Annotated in this window: 14 protein-coding genes and 1 pseudogene; all 15 read left to right on the forward strand. The window is 34.6% G+C overall.

Translation table 11 applies throughout. From position 1 onward, the window contains the following. The first annotated feature begins 150 nt into the window (after positions 1-150). The 15 genes and pseudogenes from KHA93_RS01805 (at position 151) to KHA93_RS01870 (ending at position 14,598) form a co-directional block, all read left to right on the forward strand. Positions 151-1,983, forward strand: a complete 1,833-nt coding sequence (locus tag KHA93_RS01805) for a polysaccharide biosynthesis protein (protein ID WP_213109156.1) — start codon at positions 151-153, stop codon at positions 1,981-1,983. A gap of 14 nt (positions 1,984-1,997) precedes the next feature. After that, the gene (galU, locus tag KHA93_RS01810) at positions 1,998-2,876 is read left to right on the forward strand and encodes a UTP--glucose-1-phosphate uridylyltransferase GalU (protein WP_213109157.1); all 879 of its coding nucleotides are present in this window, start codon (positions 1,998-2,000) and stop codon (positions 2,874-2,876) included. 5 nt (positions 2,877-2,881) lie between these two features. Further along, complete coding sequence (locus KHA93_RS01815; protein ID WP_213109158.1) at positions 2,882-4,030, forward strand: glycosyltransferase family 4 protein; 1,149 nt, start codon at positions 2,882-2,884, stop codon at positions 4,028-4,030. Next, complete coding sequence (locus KHA93_RS01820; protein ID WP_213109159.1) at positions 4,015-5,115, forward strand: glycosyltransferase family 1 protein; 1,101 nt, start codon at positions 4,015-4,017, stop codon at positions 5,113-5,115. The genes KHA93_RS01815 and KHA93_RS01820 overlap by 16 nt, the downstream gene beginning before the upstream one ends. A gap of 11 nt (positions 5,116-5,126) precedes the next feature. Further along, positions 5,127-6,020, forward strand: coding sequence for a glycosyltransferase family 2 protein (locus KHA93_RS01825; protein WP_213109160.1), 894 nt, complete (start codon positions 5,127-5,129; stop codon positions 6,018-6,020). A 27-nt stretch (positions 6,021-6,047) separates the two neighbouring features. Beyond that, positions 6,048-7,118 (forward strand): EpsG family protein, encoded by a 1,071-nt coding sequence (locus KHA93_RS01830; RefSeq protein ID WP_213112732.1) that lies wholly within the window; start codon positions 6,048-6,050, stop codon positions 7,116-7,118. Between the two features lie 12 nt (positions 7,119-7,130). After that, positions 7,131-8,255, forward strand: coding sequence for a glycosyltransferase family 1 protein (locus KHA93_RS01835; RefSeq protein WP_213109161.1), 1,125 nt, complete (start codon positions 7,131-7,133; stop codon positions 8,253-8,255). 16 nt (positions 8,256-8,271) lie between these two features. Next, a complete protein-coding gene (locus KHA93_RS01840) occupies positions 8,272-9,471 on the forward strand; it encodes a glycosyltransferase (protein WP_213109162.1) in 1,200 nt (399 codons plus the stop codon). A 17-nt stretch (positions 9,472-9,488) separates the two neighbouring features. Then, complete coding sequence (gene galE, locus KHA93_RS01845; protein ID WP_213109163.1) at positions 9,489-10,523, forward strand: UDP-glucose 4-epimerase GalE; 1,035 nt, start codon at positions 9,489-9,491, stop codon at positions 10,521-10,523. Positions 10,524-10,562: 39 nt separating this feature from the next. After that, a complete protein-coding gene (locus tag KHA93_RS01850; protein ID WP_213109164.1) occupies positions 10,563-10,721 on the forward strand; it encodes a YwzD family small protein in 159 nt (52 codons plus the stop codon). 20 nt (positions 10,722-10,741) lie between these two features. Next, entirely contained in the window at positions 10,742-11,356 is a 615-nt protein-coding gene (locus KHA93_RS01855; protein WP_213109165.1) for a sugar transferase, read from the forward strand. Continuing rightward, positions 11,353-11,952: pseudogene (locus KHA93_RS23050) on the forward strand (acetyltransferase); the annotation flags it as partial. The gene KHA93_RS01855 and the pseudogene KHA93_RS23050, both read left to right, overlap by 4 nt. 30 nt (positions 11,953-11,982) lie before the next feature. Continuing rightward, on the forward strand, positions 11,983-13,182 hold the full coding sequence (locus KHA93_RS01860) for an aminotransferase class I/II-fold pyridoxal phosphate-dependent enzyme (protein WP_233711333.1): 1,200 nt from the start codon (positions 11,983-11,985) through the stop codon (positions 13,180-13,182). 15 nt (positions 13,183-13,197) lie between these two features. Continuing rightward, positions 13,198-13,542: a helix-turn-helix domain-containing protein gene (locus KHA93_RS01865; RefSeq protein ID WP_213109167.1), complete on the forward strand. Its 345-nt coding sequence runs from the start codon at positions 13,198-13,200 to the stop codon at positions 13,540-13,542. A 15-nt stretch (positions 13,543-13,557) separates the two neighbouring features. After that, the gene (locus KHA93_RS01870; RefSeq protein WP_213109168.1) at positions 13,558-14,598 is read left to right on the forward strand and encodes a glycosyltransferase family 2 protein; all 1,041 of its coding nucleotides are present in this window, start codon (positions 13,558-13,560) and stop codon (positions 14,596-14,598) included. Positions 14,599-14,604 lie beyond the last annotated feature (6 nt).

A 14,604-nucleotide genomic window follows, 5' to 3' on the forward strand; every position in this document is an offset into this window, starting at 1 on the left:
TATGACCTTAGACGCGAGTCGTCGGTAGTGTGGTGTGAGGAGGGGTTAGATGCCCCAATTCATTAAAGATTTTAATGATGTTGTTTTGTGCCAGAGACCGTATCATTAAGGTCTTTAATTCTAAAAAATAGTAATAAAAGGCGGGTTTATATGACTTATCGACAAAGACTATCTTTATTTATTGTTGTTGATACTTTTATTGTGTTAACAGCTATTTTTTTCAGTCGTTTTTTAGTTAATGCGAGTCTTAATGTATTTCAATTGCCGGTTATCTTTATCTGTTTGTCAATCGTCATTAGTCATCATCTATTTGCGTTTATTTTCAAAGTATATAAAAAAGCTTGGGAATATGCGAGCATTGGAGAGCTAATCATCATTTTTAAAGTCGTCACTTTGACGATAATCGTAACTGCCTTTGTACAAAAAATGGTTATGAATGAAATTTATTTAAGATTATTAGTTGTTACTTGGCTTCTTCACATGCTTTTGATTGGAGGATCTAGATTTTGTTGGAGAATATTCCGTGACCACTATTTAAACAAGACTGATGATCGAAAGAGAACATTAATTATTGGAGCAGGATCAGCTGGGACGATGGTAGCGAGACAATTATTAAAAAGCAAAGATGCTGAACTGTTGCCTGTCGCTTTTATCGATGATGACAATAAGAAACATAAATTAGATATACTCGGTATTCCTGTATTCGGTGGGATCAATCGTATTGAACAGGCGGTTAAAGATTTAAATATAGACTATATCATCATTTCCATACCTTCTTTATCAAAGAAAAAATTAAACACCATTTTTTTAGAATGTGCAAAGACAAAGGCTAAAACACAAATCCTTCCTCTACTTGAAGATCTAGTAACAGGTAAAATAGCGGTAAATGAATTTCGTGATGTCCAAGTCGAGGATCTTTTGGGAAGAGAACCAATAGAGTTAGATATTGATAGCATTTCAGAGTATATAACAAACAAAGTGGTTCTTGTTACAGGCGCAGGAGGATCAATAGGTTCAGAAATTTGCAGGCAAATATCAAAGTTTAACCCTAAAAAATTAGTGTTATTAGGGCATGGAGAAAATAGCATTTACTCAATTGAATTGGAGTTATTAGAGAAATTTGGCCATTTTCCAATTGAATTTGTAACTGAAATCGCTGATACACAGGATGCTTATAAAATGATGGTAGTCATGAATAAATACAAGCCTGATGTTGTTTATCATGCTGCGGCGCATAAACATGTTCCTTTAATGGAACGCAATCCAGAAGAAGCGGTTAAAAATAACATCATTGGTACGAGAAATGTCGCAGAGGCTGCGAGTTGGCATGGAGTCAATACTTTCGTCATGATTTCTACGGACAAAGCGGTGAATCCTACGAGTGTAATGGGAGCGACTAAACGCTTAGCAGAAATGATTGTTCAAAATATGAATGGAAAGAGTAAAACGAAATTTGTCGCCGTTAGATTTGGAAATGTATTAGGAAGTCGTGGGAGTGTAATTCCCATATTTAAAAAACAAATTGAAAAAGGTGGGCCAGTAACCGTTACTCATCAAGAAATGGTTCGCTATTTTATGACCATTCCTGAAGCCTCAAGACTAGTCATTCAAGCTGGTGCGTTAGCTAAAGGTGGCGAAATCTTTGTTTTAGATATGGGGGAACCTGTAAAAATCCTTGACTTGGCTACGAATTTAATAAAGTTATCAGGACATTCTGTAGAAGATATTGGAATTGAGTTCACAGGAATCAGACCTGGTGAAAAGCTTTATGAAGAGTTATTAAAAGATGAAGAAGTGATTGAAAAACAAGTATATCCTAATATTTATGTTGGAAAAGTAGCAAAGCTTTATCTAGAAGAAATTGAAGAAATAATCGAAACGTATTCTACATTGGATAATGAAACGTTAAGAGAGACATTAATTGTCCTAGCAAATCGAAAAGTAAGACTTATACCACAACCACTAATTCAAGTCTCAGGTTAAGGAGGGTGACATATATGAAAGTTAGAAAAGCTATCATCCCAGCAGCAGGATTAGGTACAAGGTTTTTACCTGCTACGAAGGCGATGCCAAAAGAAATGTTGCCAATTGTTGATAAACCAACGATTCAATATATTATTGAGGAAGCAATTGAGTCTGGAATCGAAGATATTATTATTGTGACGGGTAAGGGGAAAAGAGCGATTGAAGATCATTTCGATCATTCCTTTGAGCTTGAACAAAATTTATATGAAAAAGGGAAATTTGATCTACTGAATGAGGTTCAAAAGTCGTCCCAATTAGTCGATATTCATTATATTCGTCAAAAGGAACCGAAAGGGTTAGGTCACGCAATATGGTGTGCCAGGAAATTTATTGGAAATGAACCTTTTGCGATATTACTTGGGGATGATATTGTTCAAGCCGAGAAGCCCTGTCTAAAACAGATGATTGAACAATATGAAAGATATAATGCATCCATTCTAGGAGTCCAATCTGTTCCGAAAAACGACGTGTCAAGATATGGAATCGTTGATGTGAATAAAATAGGTGAACGTTTTTATAATGTTAATAACTTAATAGAAAAACCAAGTGAAGAGGAAGCTCCTTCAAATCTAGCTATTATGGGGAGGTACATTCTTAATCCAAGGGTGTTCGAAATATTAGCTGATCAAAAACCTGGAGCGGGTGGAGAAATCCAGTTGACGGATGCCATTGCGACACTAAATCATTACGAAGCCGTTTTCGCCTATGATTTTGAAGGGGTGAGATATGATGTTGGAGAAAAATTGGGCTTTATTCAAACAACAATTGAGTTTGCATTACAAAGAGAAGATATAAAAAAAGATCTCCTTGATTATTTAACATCTGTACTCGATCGGCAATTGATTGGGTGAGCAAAATGAAGAAAAAGGTTTTATTCTGTGCAACAATTGATGAGCATTTTACCTCTTTTCATATTCCTTATATAAAATGGTTTAAGGAACAAGGATGGGAAGTACATGTTGCAGCGGCAGGATATTTGGATATTCTTTATGTAGATAAGAAGTACCATCTTTCCATTGAACGATCACCTTTCAAATTAAAAAACATGAAGGCATATAAAGAGCTAAAAAAAATCATTAAACAAAATCAATATAATATAATCCATTGTCATACACCGATGGGGGGAGCCTTAGCCCGATTAGCTGCCATTAAAGCAAGAAGACAAGGGACGAAAGTGATCTATACTGCACATGGTTTTCATTTTTGCAAAGGGGCACCACTCCTCAATTGGCTCATTTATTATCCGATTGAAAAAGCACTTGCCTATTTTACGGATTGTTTATTAACGATAAATGAAGAGGATTTTGAGCTTGCGAAGACTCATTTTAAATCGAAGCGTATTGAACACATTCATGGTGTTGGAGTAAATACAGATCGATTCGCACCTGTATTAGAATTTCATAAATTAGTATTAAGAGCTAAGTATCATTATGAAAATGATACTTTTTTAATGTTTTACGCTGCAGAATTTAATAAAAATAAAAACCAAAAGCTTTTAATTGAAGCTTTGCCATTTATAAAAGAACATGTTCCAAATATCAAGCTCTTATTAGCTGGTGAAGGTCAGCTGCTAGACTATTGTAAACAACTTTCCAAAACACTTGGAGTTGAGGAATTAGTTGACTTCTTAGGGCAACGTGATGACATTGATTTCTTGTTAAAAATGAGCGATATAACAGTTGCTTCTAGCATTAGAGAGGGATTGCCAGTCAACATAATGGAAGCAATGGCTTGTGGATTGCCCATAATCGCAGTCGATAATAGAGGACATAGAGAGCTCATTTCTCATAATGAAAACGGATGGCTTGTGGAAAAAAATAAAGTAGAGATTGCTAAAAGAATTATTCAACTTGCACAGAATGAAGATATTCGAAAGGGATTTGGGTCACAAAGTCGAAAAATCATTTTATCAAAGTATAGCTTGAATAAAGTATTGGAAGAAAAAAAGGTTATTTACAAAAATGTCATGGATAAGGTGGAGGAAGTTCAGTGGGCGGTCCATTAAGGGTATTGCATGTTGCGGTTAATATGAATCGAGGCGGTGCTGAGACCCTTATCATGAATTTATATCGAAATCTTAATAGGTCAAACGTACAGTTTGATTTTTTGACATGTAAGCCAGGAGATTTCGATGATGAGATTATTAAGATGGGTGGAAAAATACACCGAATTCCTTATATTTCTGAAATTGGTCATTTTAAATATATTCAAGAGTTAAGAAAGTTTTTTTCTGCACATTCTTACAAGATTATTCATTCGCATTTAGATAAGATGAGTGGAATCGTCCTGCGTGAAGCAAAAAAAGGTGGAATTCCAGTTCGAATTTCACATAGCCATAATACGAAAAGTGAAGGTGGCATTGCCGCAAGAACATACAAGTGGTTAGCGGGAAATTATATAATTCCAAGTGCTACCACTTTTTTTGCTTGCTCTAATGAAGCAGCTAAATGGTTATTTACTAAAAAGTCTATTAACGCGAGGATTATAAAAAATGGAATTGAATATAATAAATTTTCATTTTCAGAGGAAATTAGAAAACAAGTAAGAAATGAATTGGCCATTGAAAAAAATTCATTTGTAATTGGCCATGTAGGAAGGTTTAACTATCAAAAAAATCATTTGTTTTTACTAGACATATTTGCAGAGTTTCTTAAAGTACAGGAAAATGCCATTCTATTATTAATGGGTGGTGGCGAATTGCGAACTACGATAGAAAATAAAGTACATTTACTCAGGTTAGAAAAGAATGTGAGATTCTTAGGAGTTCGAAGTGATATTGAGCGAATTCTTCAAGGTATAGATCTTTTTATCTTTCCATCCTTACATGAGGGACTTCCTGTCTCATTAATTGAGGCACAAGGAGCAGGATTGCCTTGTATTATTTCAGACCAAATTTCAAGAGAAGTTGATTTAGGAATGAAGTTAATAGAATATGCCCCACTTGATGATATAGGCTTTTGGATAGAAAAAATGAAAAAAATAGCATCCAAACAAACATCGAGGAAACCATCATACGAATCTTTAGTTAACTGTGGTTATGATATTCGGAACACAGCAAAAGAAATGGAAAATTTTTATTTAAGTTGTTGAGGATGAAATAAATGAAAAAATTATTAACTGTTTTCACTCCTACTTATAATCGTTCTTATTGCTTAGTGAACTGTTACTTAAGTCTTTTACGGCAAACTAGTAATGATTTTTGTTGGCTTATTATTGATGATGGTTCAACTGACAATACAAAGGAATTGGTTGAAGGATGGATTGCTGAAAATAAAATCGATATTCGATATGTTTGGCAAGAAAATAAGGGGATGCATGGGGCACATAATACAGCTTATGAGCTAATCGATACAGAACTAAATGTATGTATTGACTCAGATGATTATATGCCAGATGACGCAGTGGAAAAAATCAAATCTTTTTGGATGAAAAACGGTAATGATCAAGTCAGCGGTATTATAGGACTTGATGCAAATACGGATAATCAAATAATCGGAACAATGTTACCTGAGAATATTAAAAGTTCAACACTATTTGATCTGTACAATCGATATGGAGTAACTGGAGACAAAAAGCTTGTCTATCGAACAGAATTGACAAAACAATTTCCATATCCACTTTTTGAAAACGAAAAATATGTAGGATTAGCATACAAATATTTTATGTTAGACCGGCAATTCGAGATGCTCCTTATGAATGAAATATTATGTTATGTCGAGTATCTGCAAGATGGATCATCCTTAAACATGTTTCATCAGTATAGAAAAAATCCTAGAGGGTTCGCTTTTTATCGTAAGGAATTAATGAAACTTCCTTTTGCTGGTTTTATTTTTAAATTCAGGCAAGCAATTCATTATGTTTCAAGTAGCATAATGATAAAAAATAGGAATTTTATCAGTGAGACACCGTGCAAGGGATTAACGGTAATCGCAATACCGTTTGGCGCCTTATTATATTTATATATTGTGTCCAAAACAAAAACGTTAGTGACATAGTCTAAATTCTGTGAAAGGAACGGAATGATGACATTTTTATATATGAACCTTGCAATTGTATTTATGTTGTCCTTCTTTGCAAGGTATTTTGGAACACCTGTTTTAGTAGGAGAATCAACACTTTCAATTAAGCCAAACAAAATATTGATGACCGGTGTCCTTGCCTCATTAATCATCATCTCGGGATTAAGATCCAATATTGGAGATACGTTCTTTTACAAGCATATATATGAGATCAATGATTTTACTTGGGAATACATTTTTTCTCAAAAAGATATAGGATTTGGGATTCTACAAATGTTATTAAAAAAGATTTCTAGTGATCCGCAAATCATGATTTTTACAACTGCTCTTATAACAAATGTACTGATAATTGCTGTTTTTATGAAATATTCACGGATGATTGAACTAAGTGTTTACGTTTATATTACGGGTGGTTTATTTTTAGTTTCCATGAATGGAATTAGGCAAGTATTGGCGGCGGCAATAATATTTACAGCTACGAAATATTTAATCGATGGAAAATGGATTAAATACTTTTTTATTGTACTTTTGGCATCAACATTTCATCAAAGTGCTTTAATTCTAATTCCGATTTATTTTTTCGTAAGATATAAGGCATGGTCAAAAGCAACATTAGTTTTGTTGGCATTCTCCTTATTGATTGTAGTCGGCTATCATCAGTTTTCAACTCTATTATTTGCAGCAATAGAGGATAGTCAGTATGGGCATTATTCCAATTTTAATGAGGGTGGAGCAAATGCTTTGAGAGTTGGCGTGGATGCGGTTCCCTTACTTATTGCATATCTAGGACGGGAAAAGCTTAGAAACATTTTTCCTAGTAGTGATTACATTGTCAATATGGCTCTCATTGGTTTCATGTTTATGATTATCTCCACTCAAAATTGGATTTTCGCCAGATTTGGAATTTACTTTAGTTTATATCAGTTAATTTTAATTTCCTGGATCATAAAGCTATTTAGACAAAAAGATCAAACGCTTATTTATTATGGATTATTAATTTGTTATTTCCTATATTATTTTTATGAAAGTGTAATTAGTTTAAATATTGTATATAAAAGCAATTATTTTGGTTAGGAGAAGAGGGAAATGGCAGAACCAAAAAGAGTGCTGCATATTGTAAGTGCATTGGAAAGGGGTGGTGCGGAAACAATAATTATGAATATTTATAGACATATAGATCGAGAAAAGGTCCAATTTGATTTCATTACACATAGTTATGAACAAGGTGATTTTGATCAGGAGATTAAAGAAATGGGAGGTAATATTTTCCGAATTTCGAGCCTGGGTTCTTCTGGACCAATTCACTATTTAAAGTCTTTAATCAAAGTGATGTCATCAAGTAAATATACTGCGATTCACGCACATACCGATTTCCAAAGCGGTTTTCCTGCACTGGCCGCGAAAATATGCAAGATTAATCATAGAATCTGTCACTCACATAGTAATAATTGGTTGAAGAATGGGTTCAAAGGGCTGCTCATGTTAAAGGTGTTACAAATGTTAATAAAAATGTCAGCCACAAAATTGTGCAGCTGTAGTGAAGAAGCAGCATCATTCCTATATGGCAGATATTCTAATAGAGTGCATATTCTAAAGAATGGAATCGATATTAATGAATTTTTAGAGGTAGATAAAAAAGCTAGAGACCAAATCTTAGAGGAATTGCAGATATCGATGGATGTCAAAATCATCGGGCATGTCGGACGATTTTCCGAATCTAAGAATCATCTGTTCTTATTGAAAGTATTAAAGCAAATGGTTGAGAAAGATCCTAGCTATATTGCTCTTTTAGTTGGTGATGGTCCATTAAGACAAACAATAGAATTGGAAGTTGAACGATTAGGATTAGATAAACACGTTAGATTTTTAGGAGTTAGATCAGATATCCCCAAATTAATGAAAGTATTTGATGTTTTTCTATTCCCTTCAAAATTTGAGGGGTTTGGAATAGTTCTTTTGGAGGCGCAATGTGCAGGTATTCCTTGCATTGTTGCTGATACAGTTCCTAAAAGTACAGATATGGAATTGGGACTCGTCACTTACTTACCACTTGAAGAGGATTTATTAAGATGGAGTAATAGTATAGAGAATTCATTTAAAATTGAAAAGCCAAATAAAATAATAATTTTAAATAATTTATCGAAACTGGGGTTCAATATACAAGATAATGTGCATGATTGGTTACAACTATATGGGCTAAGAACCATGTGATGAGAGGTTATAGTTTATGAAGAAAAAAATCCTCATTTCTTCCTTTGATTTAGCGGTAGGGGGCGTAGAACGAAGCTTAATAGGCTTACTACAAACAATCGATTACAGTAAATATGATGTAGATTTGATGCTTTATAAGCATGAAGGGGAATTCTTTTCATTATTGCCCTCAGGACCTAATTTATTGGCTGAAGTGCCGCAATATAGTACGTTCAGAAAATCGATAAAACAAACGGTAGGAGAAGGTTACTTTCAAATAGGGATTTCGAGATTACTAGCCAGAACTGTAAGTTCTATTCAAGGGATAGTTCAAAAGATTGACGAACCAGGATATTTAAACATCCAGTATGGTTGGGAAATGTCCCATGCTTTTCTTCCAAAATTACATAAAGAATACGATGTGGCCATAGGTTTCCTGTGGCCACATCATTTTATAGGACGAAAAGTAAATGCAAAGAAAAAAATTGGTTGGATTCATACTGATTATTCCAATATCCATATAAACAAAAAACTGGATGATCAAATGTGGAATAAAGTAGATCAGATTGTGGCAGTTTCCGAAGACTGTTCAGAAACTTTTTTGAAGTTTTTCCCAAATTATAAAGAAAAAACTTTGGTCATTGAAAACATTCTTTCTCCGGAGCTCATACATGAACAGGCAAGGAAAGAAGAACCAGTTGAAATAAAGAAAAGCGATGGTAGAACAATATTAGTGACTGTTGGTCGACTTTCACATGCAAAAGGGATTGATCAGGCGATAAAAGCTTGTAAGGAATTGTTAATGAAGGGGTATGACATAGAATGGTATGTCGTAGGATATGGACCACTCGAAAAAGAGCTTCAAACATTAATTAATAAACTGGGGCTGAATGAGAGGTTTTTTTTATTAGGCAAGAAGGTCAATCCCTATCCATATATTAAAGCATGTGATATTTATGTGCAGCCATCCAGATATGAAGGAAAAGCAGTGACCGTCAGGGAGGCGCAAATATTAAAGAAGCCTGTTTTGATCACGAATTTTCCTACTGCACGTAGTCAAGCACAAGATGAATATGATGCAATAATCACGCCCAAGAATGCCGAGGGAATTGTAAAAGGGGTTCAAAGATTAATAGATGAACAGTCATTAAGGGAGCGCTTAATTACAAATGTAAGTAAAAATAATTATGGAAATGAAAGTGAAATAGAAAAACTGTATCGATTAATTGGAGATTAATGTAAAGGGGGATTCATTTGGCAGTACTCATTACAGGTGGTGCTGGCTATATAGGTAGCCATACATGTGTTGAATTATTGGAAGCGGGCTATGAAATTATAGTTCTTGATAACTATAAGAATAGCCATCCTGAAGCTTTAAAACGAGTCAGTCAAATTACTGGCAGAAGTTTTAAAGTATATCTTGGGGATTTGATGAATGAAGACTTACTAGAAAAAGTATTTATAGAAAATGATATTGATGCAGTCATACATTTTGCAGGACTAAAAGCGGTAGGTGAAAGTGTTCAAAATCCACTTAAATACTATGAATGCAATATTCTTGGCACTGTGAAACTATGTAACGTAATGAAAAAATATAATGTTAAAAATCTAGTGTTCAGTTCATCCGCGACTGTATATGGGGTGCCGGATCGTATTCCAATTTCCGAAGACTCCTCATTAAGAGCCATGAATCCTTATGGTAGGACGAAACAAATGATTGAAGAAATTTTACGTGATCTGTATGTGTCTGACCAGGACTGGAGTATTGCCCTATTACGATATTTTAATCCGATTGGCGCTCATGAAAGTGGATTAATTGGTGAAGCACCTAATGGAATCCCTAATAACTTAATGCCTTATATCACTCAAGTTGCAGTTGGAAAATTAAAAGAGCTTACCATTTTCGGAAATATATATCCAACTAAGGATGGTACGGGTGTGAGGGACTATATTCATGTAGTCGATTTAGCAAAAGGCCATTTGAAAGCATTGGAAAAAGTTTCGATGTCAACCGGAGTGGAAGCATATAATTTGGGGACAGGAAAAGGATATAGCGTATTCGAAATAGTGGCGGCATTTGAAAAAGCGTCAAATATTAAAATCCCATATAAAATTTCGGAACCACGAAAAGGGGATATTGCCATTAGTTATGGAGACCCTTCTAAAGCTAAGAGAGAACTTGGTTGGGAAGCTGAAAAAGAGATTGAAGACATGTGTAGAGATTCATGGAGATGGCAATCCAGAAATCCAAATGGGTATAGTGTAGACCGAGAAATTTTATCAAATTAAGTGAACATGTATTAGAAACAAAGTGAGGAAGATATAGAGATGAGTATGAGTAGGACTGAAGGGGAGTTTCAAAAACAATTCAAGGAATTGTTGGAGGATATATATATTAAGGGGCAGGAAACGGAGTTTTTATTAATAGAAGAAGTAATGAATGAAATTCAAACTAAATTGATTAAGTTATTAGATACAACAAATTAACACCTAGGAGTTGTAAATAGATGAAAAGACTCTTAGATTTCTTTTGTTCTATTGTTATTTTGATTATTTCTTTTCCCCTTATAATCTGTGTTGGACTGCTAGTAAAGTTGAAACTTGGCAGTCCTGTTTTGTTTACACAACAACGTCCTGGGTTAAACGGAAAACCTTTTTATTTATATAAGTTTCGTACAATGACGGACGAAAGGGATCAATGGGGAAAGTTGTACCCAGATGAAATAAGGTTAACACCGTTTGGGAGGTTTCTAAGAAAATATAGCATAGATGAACTTCCTCAACTAATAAATGTTGTTAAGGGCGAATTAAGTTTAGTAGGTCCGCGTCCGCTTTTAATGGAATATTTGCCCTTATACTCAGAAGAACAAGCAAAACGCCATTTGGTAAAGCCTGGAATAACCGGATGGGCGCAAGTAAATGGCCGTAATGCAATAAGCTGGGAAGAGAAATTTGAATTAGATTTATGGTATGTGAACAATCAATCTTGGCACCTGGATATAAAGATATTACTTTTGACGATTAAAAAAGTTTTATTCTCAGAAGGGATTAATCAAAGTGAACAAGTCACAATGGAAGACTTTAAGGGGTCAAAGTCAGTATTGAAAGAGGGACATGGATGAATATCGTACTAATCGGTGATGGCGGGCATGGTAAAGTAGTTCAAGACCTAGTTTTGTTGCATAAAAATATTAAGCTTGTTGCTTTTCTAGATGATAAACATTCAGAAGTATATACGAAAGGCAATCTAATCGTTGGACCCATTTCTTTTGCAGAGACAGTTATGGGTATGTTTCAAAATGTGAAATTTGTCATTACTATAGGTGATAACAAGGTAAGAAAGAAAATCATTAATAAGTTAAACCTGCCTCATATTTATTATGCAACTCTTATTCATCCAACGGCAACTATAAGTCCCAGCACTACGATTGGTCATGGATCTGTAATTATGGCCCATGCAGTCATTAATGCAGATAGTTATATAGGAGATCATGTCATCGTTAATACGAACTCAATCGTGGAACACGAAAATATTGTCGGAGACTTTGTGCATCTATCTCCAAGTACGACTTTGACAGGAGCTTGCAAAATTCAGGAAGGAGTGCATATTGGAGCTGGAGCAACGGTCATACCAAACATAGAAATTGGGCAATGGTCCGTAATTGGAGCAGGATCAGCTGTCATCAAACCTATACCTCCAAATAGCACTGCAGTCGGTGTTCCAGCCAAGGTAAAAGAAAAACATAAAATGGGGGAGGTATTAGTGAATCAGATCAAGAATAAAAAAATTCTTCTTTCACCACCACATTTGTCTGGTAATGAATGGAAGTATATACAGGAGGCAATTGACACAAATTGGATTGCTCCACTCGGACCTAATGTTGATGCATTTGAAAAAGAAATGGCTAGCTATTTGGGAGTAAGGGATGCTGTAGCGGTTAGTTCAGGAACTGCAGCCATTCATTTGGCACTTTCTTTATTGGATGTTAAAAAGGGTGATACCGTTTTTTGTTCAACCCTTACATTTGTGGCGAGTGCAAATCCGATTCTTTACCAAGGTGCTTTGCCAGTCTTTATTGATTCTGAACCAGAAACATGGAATATGTCGCCTGAGGCATTGGAAAGAGCGTTTAGAGATGCACAACTTTCAGGACAATTACCAAAAGCAGTAATTGTGGTCAACTTATATGGGCAAAGTGCAAAGATGGAAGAGATTCTAGCTATTTGTAGTCGATATGAAGTACCAATAATTGAAGATGCTGCAGAATCACTTGGTTCACAATATAAAGGGAAGAAAAGTGGCACCTTCGGACAATTTGGTGTTTTTTCATTTAACGGAAATAAGATTGTTACGACTTCGGGTGGTGGAATGCTTGTTTCGGATGATGTGAATGCAATACAGAAAGCGCGCTTTTTAGCAACGCAAGCAAAGGATCCAGCTCCTTATTACGAGCATAGTGAAATGGGATATAACTATCGCATGAGTAATGTATTGGCTGGGATTGGCAGGGCACAATTAGAGGTATTAGAGGAAAGAGTTAACGCAAAAAGAGTTACTTTCTTAAAATATTATAAAGAATTGTCAGGACTACCGGGCGTTCGCTTTATGCCCGAACTGGAAGGGACTTTATCCAATCGATGGTTAACAACTTTGACCATTGATGAGGAAATAACGGGTATTTCGGCCACTCAGTTAATTCAATCTTTAGCTGATGATCATATAGAAGCCCGTCACGTTTGGAAACCATTGCATTTACAGCCACTTTTTAAAGATGCAAAGTACTTATCACATCGAGAACATACAAGTATATCCGAGACATTATTTATGACGGGGATATGTCTTCCTTCTGGCTCTAACATGTCAAATGATGAACAATTGAGGGTGATCGAAAGTCTTAAAAAGGCAATATTACAAAGAGCTAAGATGACCCATCCTATTTCAGGATGAGAGAGGTAAAAATCAATGATTGGAAAAAATATTTATGAAATTAGAAAAAGAAAGGGTCTTACATTAACTGAGCTGGCAGACAGAGCAGGAATTGCAAAATCGTATTTAAGTAATATTGAAAGAAGTGTTAATAAAAATCCCTCTGTTAATGTAGTAGAAAAAATAGCAAAAGTCTTAGATATTGACGTTAGCATATTACTAAATCCAAGTATGGAGCAAGAGCAAATACATTTAGATGAAGAATGGGTTGGCTTTGCTCGCGAACTTAAGGAATCAGGGGTCGAAAAAGATCAATTCGAAGATTATAAAACTTTATTGGAATTTATAAAGTGGAAAAATAGAAATGATGGAAATCATTAGGTTGAAGGGGATTATATGTTTCCAAAAGTAAGTATTGTAGTACCAATATATAAAGTCGAAAAATATATTCATAGATGTATCGAAAGCATTTTAGAACAAACATATACAAATTTGGAAATAATTTTGGTAAATGACGGTTCTCCTGATAATTGTGGAAAAATAATAGATGAATATGCCGGGAAAGATAATAGGATCCATGTAGTTCACAAAAAAAATGGTGGATTATCGGATGCAAGGAATAAAGGGATGGAATATGCAACTGGTGAATATACGCTTTTTGTAGATAGTGATGATTGGTTAGAAAGAAACATGGTTGAAGTGTTAGTGAAAATAAGTTTGGATTATCAGGCTGATGTTGTTCAATCGGCTTTTTATTATGCTTATAACGATCATTTACTTTATGACAATCGATATTTTTCCCAGAATGATCCACATGTTTTATTGAATAAAAAAGAGCTGATGTATGAATTGGTTCGCAATGAAAAAGTAAAAAACTTTGCATGGGGAAAGTTGTATAAAACGAATCTCATAAAGAATCTCCCTTTTAAAAAAGGAGTCCTTTTTGAAGATGTATTTTGGGCACATCTAGTTATGCATCGTGTGAATACATACGTCATTTCACACAAACCAATGTATTATTACTTACAACGAGATGAAAGCATAGTAGCAAATTATTCATTGAGAAACTTGGACATCATTGAAGGGTTAAAAGAAAGGCATAAATTTATTGAACAACATTATGATAACCTAATTGACGAATCTTTTACTGTTATCTTAACAAATTGCTTAATCCATTATAATCTTTTGATGATGAATCGGAGAATTGATGAAAATGGGATTTGCAAGAAAAGAATACGATCATACATCAAGATGCATTACAAGGAATTTCTAGCAGCTGTAAAAGGAAATAAAGAAATGAAAACGCAGCTTCTATTATTTCATATCCATCCAATTATAAATTTTAGCTTTCTAGCATTGAGAAAAATTTCTAGAAAGCTAAAAGTTCTGCCTCAACAGGTTGGATTTGAGAGAAAAAATTTTAGTTTTAAAGTGTAAAAAAGG

The sequence above is a fragment of the Lederbergia citrisecunda genome (assembly GCF_018343695.1).
GTDB classification, from domain to species: domain Bacteria; phylum Bacillota; class Bacilli; order Bacillales; family Bacillaceae_C; genus Lederbergia; species Lederbergia citrisecunda.

Coding starts and splice junctions, on each gene's coding strand:
- KHA93_RS01805 (WP_213109156.1), top strand. CDS start 151: ATGACTTATCGACAAAGACTATCTTTATTTATTGTTGTTGATACTTTT.
- galU (WP_213109157.1), top strand. CDS start 1,998: ATGAAAGTTAGAAAAGCTATCATCCCAGCAGCAGGATTAGGTACAAGG.
- KHA93_RS01815 (WP_213109158.1), top strand. CDS start 2,882: ATGAAGAAAAAGGTTTTATTCTGTGCAACAATTGATGAGCATTTTACC.
- KHA93_RS01825 (WP_213109160.1), top strand. CDS start 5,127: ATGAAAAAATTATTAACTGTTTTCACTCCTACTTATAATCGTTCTTAT.
- KHA93_RS01830 (WP_213112732.1), top strand. CDS start 6,048: ATGACATTTTTATATATGAACCTTGCAATTGTATTTATGTTGTCCTTC.
- KHA93_RS01835 (WP_213109161.1), top strand. CDS start 7,131: ATGGCAGAACCAAAAAGAGTGCTGCATATTGTAAGTGCATTGGAAAGG.
- KHA93_RS01840 (WP_213109162.1), top strand. CDS start 8,272: ATGAAGAAAAAAATCCTCATTTCTTCCTTTGATTTAGCGGTAGGGGGC.
- KHA93_RS01850 (WP_213109164.1), top strand. CDS start 10,563: ATGAGTATGAGTAGGACTGAAGGGGAGTTTCAAAAACAATTCAAGGAA.
- KHA93_RS01855 (WP_213109165.1), top strand. CDS start 10,742: ATGAAAAGACTCTTAGATTTCTTTTGTTCTATTGTTATTTTGATTATT.
- KHA93_RS01860 (WP_233711333.1), top strand. CDS start 11,983: ATGGGGGAGGTATTAGTGAATCAGATCAAGAATAAAAAAATTCTTCTT.
- KHA93_RS01865 (WP_213109167.1), top strand. CDS start 13,198: ATGATTGGAAAAAATATTTATGAAATTAGAAAAAGAAAGGGTCTTACA.
- KHA93_RS01870 (WP_213109168.1), top strand. CDS start 13,558: ATGTTTCCAAAAGTAAGTATTGTAGTACCAATATATAAAGTCGAAAAA.